Annotated in this window: 6 protein-coding genes; 3 read left to right on the forward strand and 3 right to left on the reverse strand. The window is 51.3% G+C overall.

The genetic code is table 11. The annotated features are described in order from the left end of the window. Positions 1 to 1115: glucans biosynthesis protein MdoC (gene mdoC, locus RTY00_RS16270; RefSeq protein ID WP_312665133.1), on the reverse strand; the 1115-nt coding region annotated here is incomplete at its 3' end. A gap of 278 nt (positions 1116 to 1393) precedes the next feature. Here mdoC and RTY00_RS16275 point away from each other — a divergent pair. From RTY00_RS16275 to RTY00_RS16285, 3 genes are all read left to right on the forward strand, one after another. Then, entirely contained in the window at positions 1394 to 2929 is a 1536-nt protein-coding gene (locus RTY00_RS16275) for a glucan biosynthesis protein G (RefSeq protein WP_312665135.1), read from the forward strand. Next, the gene (mdoH, locus tag RTY00_RS16280) at positions 2922 to 5471 is read left to right on the forward strand and encodes a glucans biosynthesis glucosyltransferase MdoH (RefSeq protein WP_312665134.1); all 2550 of its coding nucleotides are present in this window, start codon (positions 2922 to 2924) and stop codon (positions 5469 to 5471) included. Before RTY00_RS16275 ends, mdoH begins: the two co-directional genes overlap by 8 nt. A gap of 134 nt (positions 5472 to 5605) precedes the next feature. Continuing rightward, a complete protein-coding gene (locus RTY00_RS16285) occupies positions 5606 to 5845 on the forward strand; it encodes a YceK/YidQ family lipoprotein (protein WP_008103136.1) in 240 nt (79 codons plus the stop codon). Positions 5846 to 5851: 6 nt separating this feature from the next. Here RTY00_RS16285 and RTY00_RS16290 read toward each other — a convergent pair whose 3' ends face one another. After that, complete coding sequence (locus RTY00_RS16290) at positions 5852 to 6247, reverse strand: MysB family protein (RefSeq protein WP_008103134.1); 396 nt, start codon at positions 6245 to 6247, stop codon at positions 5852 to 5854. Positions 6248 to 6366: 119 nt separating this feature from the next. Further along, positions 6367 to 6633 carry a hypothetical protein gene (locus RTY00_RS16295; protein WP_008103132.1) on the reverse strand — a complete coding sequence of 89 codons (267 nt, stop codon included), beginning with the start codon at positions 6631 to 6633 and terminating at the stop codon, positions 6367 to 6369. Between the last annotated feature and the right edge of the window lie 535 nt (positions 6634 to 7168).

The following is a 7168-nucleotide window of genomic DNA, read 5'->3' on the forward strand; positions in this document are numbered from 1 at the left end:
TGCGGCTTACCGGAGAACAGGAAGCGCAGCAGCGGAATGCGCAGATGGATTTCATACAGCGTAAACGCCACGCCAAACACCATCAGCAAGCCGACAAAGAAACCGAGCGTGTCGCTACCAATGTGCGGCGTGATGTAGATGCCGTACAAAATGGTCAGCGGATGGTGCACCAGATAAATGAACAGCGAAGCATTCACCAAATACATAATGCGTGGCGAGTGGCTGTTCAGCAGCTTATGCCCGAAGCTAAAACAGACGTTTAGCATGCACAAACCCATCAGCGTCGAAATAATCATATCGATCTCGTACAGCCAACCTTCACCGCTGCTGTAACGCTGATTCAGGCTGTAAGCGATAAATACCGCGATAGCACCAAAGCACATCACCGGATTAAAGCGTACAAACAGCGCCTTCAGCGCCTGATGCTTCCAGCTCAACGCGCCCAGCATAAAGAACGGCAGGAACATCAGCATTTGCATCACGGCAATGCTGAACAGGCCATCGGCAAAAACGGCCGGGATAAAATAAAACAGCACGCGGCGGAAGGCGCACCAAATTAAAGCATAAATCAGCAGCGCCAGCGTCAGTTTACCCCAGCCAATTTGCTGATAATTGATGCCGCGCTGCTGCTGGTTCAGCCAGCGAAACGCCACCATACCGAGCGTGGTCAAAATCACCAGTACCAGTAAAAACCACAGATGCGAGATCAACTCCCACATCAACGTGTTGTACTTGTCGTACAGCGAGAAACTGTTCCAGTCGCCGATTTTATCAGTGAGATTTTTGGTGATGAAAAACTGCGGCAGCGTAATCAGCGGAACGGCGGTTAACATCGGGATGCCGACACGCTCCAGACGCACTTTCAACCAGCGTTGCGGCTGGTAGCGTAAGTAGAGCATGTAGGAAAAATAGCCTGAGATAACAAAGAACACCTGCATGCGGAAGGCGTGAATAAAGTCATTCAACACCGTCAACCACATCGATGCGTCATGGCTGTTCACAGCCCATTTTTGCGTGGAGTAAATCAGGGAGACGTGAAAAGGCACGCCTAATAACATTAAATATGCGCGAATCGAATCGAGGAAATATTCACGTTCGGGTTTTGCTGAACTCATAATCTTCCAATAGTCAGTTTACTTGCCGGTTTCACCCTGAAACCGGATTATGCCGAAGGAAAATTCTACCGGCTGTAAACAGGGTATACTATCAGGTGAATCTGTATGTGATTTTGCGGGGTTTAATTATCCTAAAAGCACACTTTCAGCTTACAAATCAGCGGAACAATCTATTACATACGCTGTCGGAAAACCGAATAATCCTTTAAGATAATCGGGTTTGATCTAAGCACACGAAAGGGGGGGATGTGCTGAATAATGTGAATAATAAAGTGGGACTGGTAAAGATGCGCTGGGTAGGCGCGGCAGTTCTGCTGGCTATGTATGCCAACAATAGTTGGGCGTTTAACATTGATGATGTTGCAAAACAAGCCAAGGCGTTGGCAGGGAAAAGTTTCGAAGCGCCAAAAAGCAATTTACCCTCTCAGTTTCGTGAAATGAAGTTTGCTGACTATCAGCAGATCCAGTTTAACCACGACAAAGCTTATTGGGGCAAACTGCGCACGCCGTTTAAGCTTGAGTTCTATCATCAGGGCATGTATTTCGATACGCCGGTGAAAATTAACGAAGTGACGGCGTCTTCAGTACGTGAAATTAAATATAACCCTGACTACTTCAATTTCGGCAACGTAAAACACGATGCTGATTCAGTCAAAAACCTCGGCTTTGCTGGGTTTAAGGTGTTGTATCCTTTAAACAAAAAGGGCAAAGACGACGAGATCACCAGCTTCCTCGGAGCCAGCTATTTCCGTGTGATTGGTGAAGGCCAGGTGTACGGTCTTTCGGCGCGCGGCCTGGCGATTGATACTGCCTTGCCGTCGGGCGAAGAGTTCCCGCGCTTTAAAGAGTTCTGGATTGAACGTCCAAAACCGCAGGACAAACAGCTGGTGATCTATGCGCTGCTGGATTCGCCTCGTGCGTCCGGTGCCTACCGCTTCATCATCAAACCGGGCAAAGAATCGACGGTTGATGTGCAGTCCAAAGTTTACCTGCGTGATAACGTCGGCAAACTGGGCGTGGCGCCGCTGACCAGTATGTTCCTGTTTGGTGCTAACCAGCCTTCGCCGGTGACCAACTTCCGTTCAGAGCTGCACGATTCGAATGGTCTTTCGATTCATGCCGGTAACGGAGAGTGGATTTGGCGTCCGCTGAATAACCCGAAACATCTGGCGGTCAGTACCTTTACCGTTGAAAACCCGAAAGGCTTTGGTCTGCTGCAGCGCACGCGTGATTTCAGCCGTTTCCAGGATCTCGACGATCGCTACGATCTGCGCCCAAGTGGCTGGGTTGAGCCGCAGGGTGATTGGGGCAAAGGTCGCGTTGAGCTGGTAGAGATTCCAACCGCGGATGAAACCAACGACAACATCGTTGCGTTCTGGACGCCGGAAAAACTGCCAGAGCCAGGCAAAGAGATGAACTTCCAGTATCGTCTGCACTTCACCCGTGACGAGAATCAGCTGCACTCCGACGATATCGCCTGGGTGAAAGACACGCTGCGCTCTGCCGGTGATGTGAAGCAGTCGAATCTGGTGCGTCAGCCTGATGGTTCTATCGCCTTCACCGTGGATTTCGTTGGCAAAGCGATGAGCAAGCTGCCGGAAAATACGCAAGTGGCACCGCAGGTGAGCGTGGGTAATAACGCTGACGTGGTTGAGCAGAGTGTGCGCTACAACCCGGTGACCAAAGGCTGGCGTCTGGTGTTGCGTCTGCGTGTGAAAGATAACAAGCAGCCGACTGAGATGCGTGCGGCGCTGGTGAGCGGCGACAAGACATTGACGGAAACCTGGAGCTATCAGCTACCTGCCAATGAATAAATCGATATTTCTACCTCAATCTTACGTGGAGGCTCTGCCGCTTGATGCGGCAGGGCGCGCCCGTCTGAGCGATTCGCTACAGAATGCGCAGGCGTTCCACGCTATTCATACGTCGCTGGGGCAGGATAACGCCGCCAGCGAGCGCCCGGATGATGCGCCGCTGAAATCGGTGTCATCCCGTGTGCAAATGGCCTGGCCGGACTCTTTGGCGGATGGTCAGCAGCTCAGCAAGGATTATCTCGATCGCACCACACTCAAGGCGATGCCGAAAGTGAAGCGTTCGCTGATGTTCCCGGAGATCTGGCGCACCAACCCGATTGCGCGCGCATGGGATTCCCTGCGCGGCCAGAAGTCCAATCCACGTTATGCCACCGTTGAAGAGCAGAAAACTGAGGACAAGTGGCGCCACGTTGGCTCCATGCGTCGTTACGTGCTGCTGATTCTGACGATTTTGCAGACCGTGGTGGCAACCTGGTATATGAAAACCATTCTGCCGTATCAGGGCTGGACGCTGATCGATCCGATCGAGATGTTCAACCAAAACTGGCTGCAGTCGGTTGAGCTGATCCTGCCGTACATCCTGCAGACCGGGATTCTGTTCCTGTTCGCCATTCTGTTCTGCTGGGTTTCAGCTGGCTTCTGGACCGCGCTGATGGGCTTCCTGCAGTTGCTGATTGGTCGCGATAAGTACAGCATTTCGTATTCGACTACCGGCGATGAGCCGCTGAATCCGGAACATCGTACCGCGCTGATCATGCCGATCTGTAATGAAGACGTAGAACGCGTGTTTGCCGGCCTGCGTGCGACCTGGGAATCGGTCAAACGTACCGGCAACGCCGAGCACTTCGACGTCTACATTCTGAGCGACAGCTATGATGCCGATATCGCCATCGCCGAACAGAAAGCCTGGATGGAGCTGGTACGTGATGTCGGTGGCGCGGGCAAGATTTTCTATCGTCGTCGTCGTCGTCGTGTGAAGCGTAAAAGCGGCAACATCGATGACTTCTGTCGTCGCTGGGGCAGCAACTACAGTTACATGGTGGTGCTGGACGCCGACAGCGTGATGAGCGGTGAGTGTCTTACCGGTCTGGTGCGCATGATGGATGCTAACCCGAACGCCGGTATTATCCAGTCTTCGCCGAAAGCGTCAGGTATGGATACGCTGTATGCCCGTTGCCAGCAGTTCGCGACGCGCGTGTACGGTCCGCTGTTCACCGCCGGTCTGCACTTCTGGCAGTTGGGTGAATCACACTATTGGGGCCATAACGCCATCATTCGTGTGCAGCCGTTTATCGAGCACTGTGCGCTGGCACCGTTGCCGGGTGAAGGTTCCTTCGCCGGTTCGATCTTGTCGCATGACTTCGTTGAAGCTGCGCTGATGCGTCGTGCCGGTTGGGGCGTGTGGATCGCCTACGATCTGCCTGGCTCTTATGAAGAACTGCCGCCGAACCTGCTGGATGAGCTGAAGCGTGACCGTCGCTGGTGCCACGGTAACCTGATGAACTTCCGTCTGTTCCTGGTAAAAGGGATGCACCCGGTTCACCGTGCGGTGTTCCTGACGGGTGTAATGTCTTATCTCTCTGCGCCGTTGTGGTTCATGTTCCTTGCGCTGTCTACTGCTTTGCAGGTGGTGCACACGCTGATGGAACCGACATACTTCCTGCAACCACGCCAGCTTTTCCCTGTGTGGCCGCAATGGCGTCCGGATCTGGCGATTGCCTTGTTCTCAACCACTTTGGTGCTGTTGTTCCTGCCGAAGCTGTTGAGCGTGGTGCTGATTTGGTTCAAGGGAGCGAAACCTTACGGTGGCGCCATCCGCTTGTTCTTCTCGCTGATTCTGGAAATGCTGTTCTCGGTGCTGCTGGCGCCGGTACGCATGCTGTTCCACACCGTGTTCGTGGTCAGTGCGTTCCTCGGCTGGGAAGTGGTGTGGAACTCGCCGCAGCGTGATGATGATGCGACGCCGTGGAGCGAAGCGTTCCGTCGTCATGGTTCACAGATGCTGTTGGGTATCGTGTGGGCGGGCGGAATGGGCTTCCTCGACCTGAACTTCCTGTGGTGGCTGTCGCCGATCGTATTCTCTCTGATCCTGTCGCCGTTTGTGTCAGTGATGTCGAGCCGTGCAACGGTAGGGCAGAAGAGTAAGAACGCTAAGCTGTTCCTGATTCCGGAAGAGTATGAGCCGCCAAAAGAGCTGGTCGATACCGATCACTATCTGCAGATCAACCGTCAACGCGCGCTGAAAAATGGCTTTATGCATGCGCTGTTTAACCCGGCGTTTAACGCGCTGGCGACGGCGATGGCAACATCGCGTCATAAGCAGAGCGATTTGCTGGACCATGCGCGCGACCGTCGTGTCGATCAGGCGCTGAGTGATGCGCCAGAGAAACTGAACCGCGAGCAGCGTCTGCAGCTGATTAGCGATCCAGTGGTGCTGGCGCGTGTGCACTCACGTTTGTGGGAAAGCGCGGAAAAATATCATCAGTGGGTGGAAAGCTATCAGAAGCTGAAGCTCAATCCAGAGGCGCTGCCACAGCGCTGAAGATGAGAAAGTGAAAAGCGGCAGAGATGCCGCTTTTTTTTCGCCCGGAATATGACGCAATCTTTACGCGTCAGGAGTAGGTATTTCACCTCACAGGCAGTTAAACTAACGCCAGTTCATTGTGAGTAAATGTTGTGAATTATTTCCTGAAAATAACCGCGCTTAGCGCCGCCATTCTTCTGCTCACTGGTTGTGGCAGTATCATCAGCCGCACCTTTCCCGGACAAGGTCACGGCAATCAATATTATCCCGGCGTGCAGTGGGACGTTCGTGACGGACCGTGGCGTGTGCTGACCATTCTCGATTTACCGCTATCGCTGGTGATGGACACGCTGTTGCTGCCCGTGGATGCCAGTCACGGCCCGTACGAATAATCGTTATTACAGATTGTCAGAAGGGCTGTTGTCGTCTTCCCACTCTTGCGCCGCCGCTTCGCCCTCTTCAAGGTCGCGCGGGGGTTCCAGCTGGAATTCGCCTTCATCCCATTCGTGCAGCGTATTTTCTGCCTGCCATTCCTGACGCAGTTCAACTTCATCAAAATCGCCGTCAAAAATTGCCTGCGCGGCTTCTCCACTGGAGATTGGCAGGCATTCACCCTGACCATCCTCTTCAGCGAAAAACTCGGCCTGCCACATAATGTCGCCATCCTGCATCACGTACTTCTGTAGGGCAAACTGGCTGACGCTGGCATCTTCTTCAGCGATCTCAGGTTGGCTGGCAAGGAACTCTTCGCGAGCGGCTTCAATGGCTTCTTCAAGGGTGCTAAACAGGCTCATCATCAACTCCATGTCTGTAAAAAAGGGATTTCACAGAAGGATAGACGAAAAATCGTGAAGTGCAGGGCGGAGAGGAAATATCGGTTGGGCGGTTGCATAAAATTCAACCGCCCAACCGGTCAGGCTATTTTCTGAGGAAAGTGTAATACCGGACGTACAGATTCATGAATTATTGGAGCAGAGTAACGAATACAACATTTAATACAGGGTTTAACCTTTTTGAAATTAATACGCGCGGTTGATAATGCCTGATTTAAATTATACAGAGTGCCGATAAAAACCATATCCTCCTTTACGGGTAGCCGTTTGCACTCTTTCCGATGCAGAAGATGGTAACCTTCCTGATCGGTACTGATCGTCACGTAGTAGTAGATGCCTTTATTCATTTTATATTTGTCCTGAGATATATTTGCTGTGTGTAATCTTTTTATATTTTTTTAAAAGTGAACTTAATGTTCTAACTTACATCACGAAATTAACTGGATTCGATTTTGTCGACAAATTCCATAAGGATATAAAAGGCGTGTATTTTTCATCAAAAAGGAATATAGGGTTTTTTATTAAGACAATACCTTGTTTATTAAGTTAATTTTACTGCATTGATAAGCGAAGCCAAAGGGTTCAGAAAAATTAAATAGGAATAGCCCTGGATGTTGGGGAAAACAGGTCCGAAGTGGCATATTTTGATTAGTAAATATTTCCAATTAAGCTGCGGCAGAATCAAATACTAGCGCAGTTTTTTGCCGGCGCATTGCCTTAAAAGATTAATTTCTTGCAAAGATATAGCTAAGAAATAAGGATTTGATGGGTTAAGAGTGGTGCTAACTGAACAATTAGCCCAAGCTCAGGCTGGACCGATTAGCTGGTTAATAACCGGATAAAATCACGTAATAAGGTAAATTTCTGCTGAAGGACGTGGGG

Origin of the sequence: Pantoea sp. CTOTU49201, from assembly GCF_032054795.1 — a bacterium.
Taxonomy (GTDB): Bacteria; Pseudomonadota; Gammaproteobacteria; order Enterobacterales; family Enterobacteriaceae; genus Pantoea; species Pantoea symbiotica.

Bases quoted from the DNA above. Each gene is read 5' to 3' on its own strand.
- mdoH (WP_312665134.1), top strand. From the start codon at position 2,922: ATGAATAAATCGATATTTCTACCTCAATCTTACGTGGAGGCTCTGCCG.
- RTY00_RS16290 (WP_008103134.1), bottom strand. From the start codon at position 6,247: ATGAGCCTGTTTAGCACCCTTGAAGAAGCCATTGAAGCCGCTCGCGAA.
- RTY00_RS16295 (WP_008103132.1), bottom strand. From the start codon at position 6,633: ATGAATAAAGGCATCTACTACTACGTGACGATCAGTACCGATCAGGAA.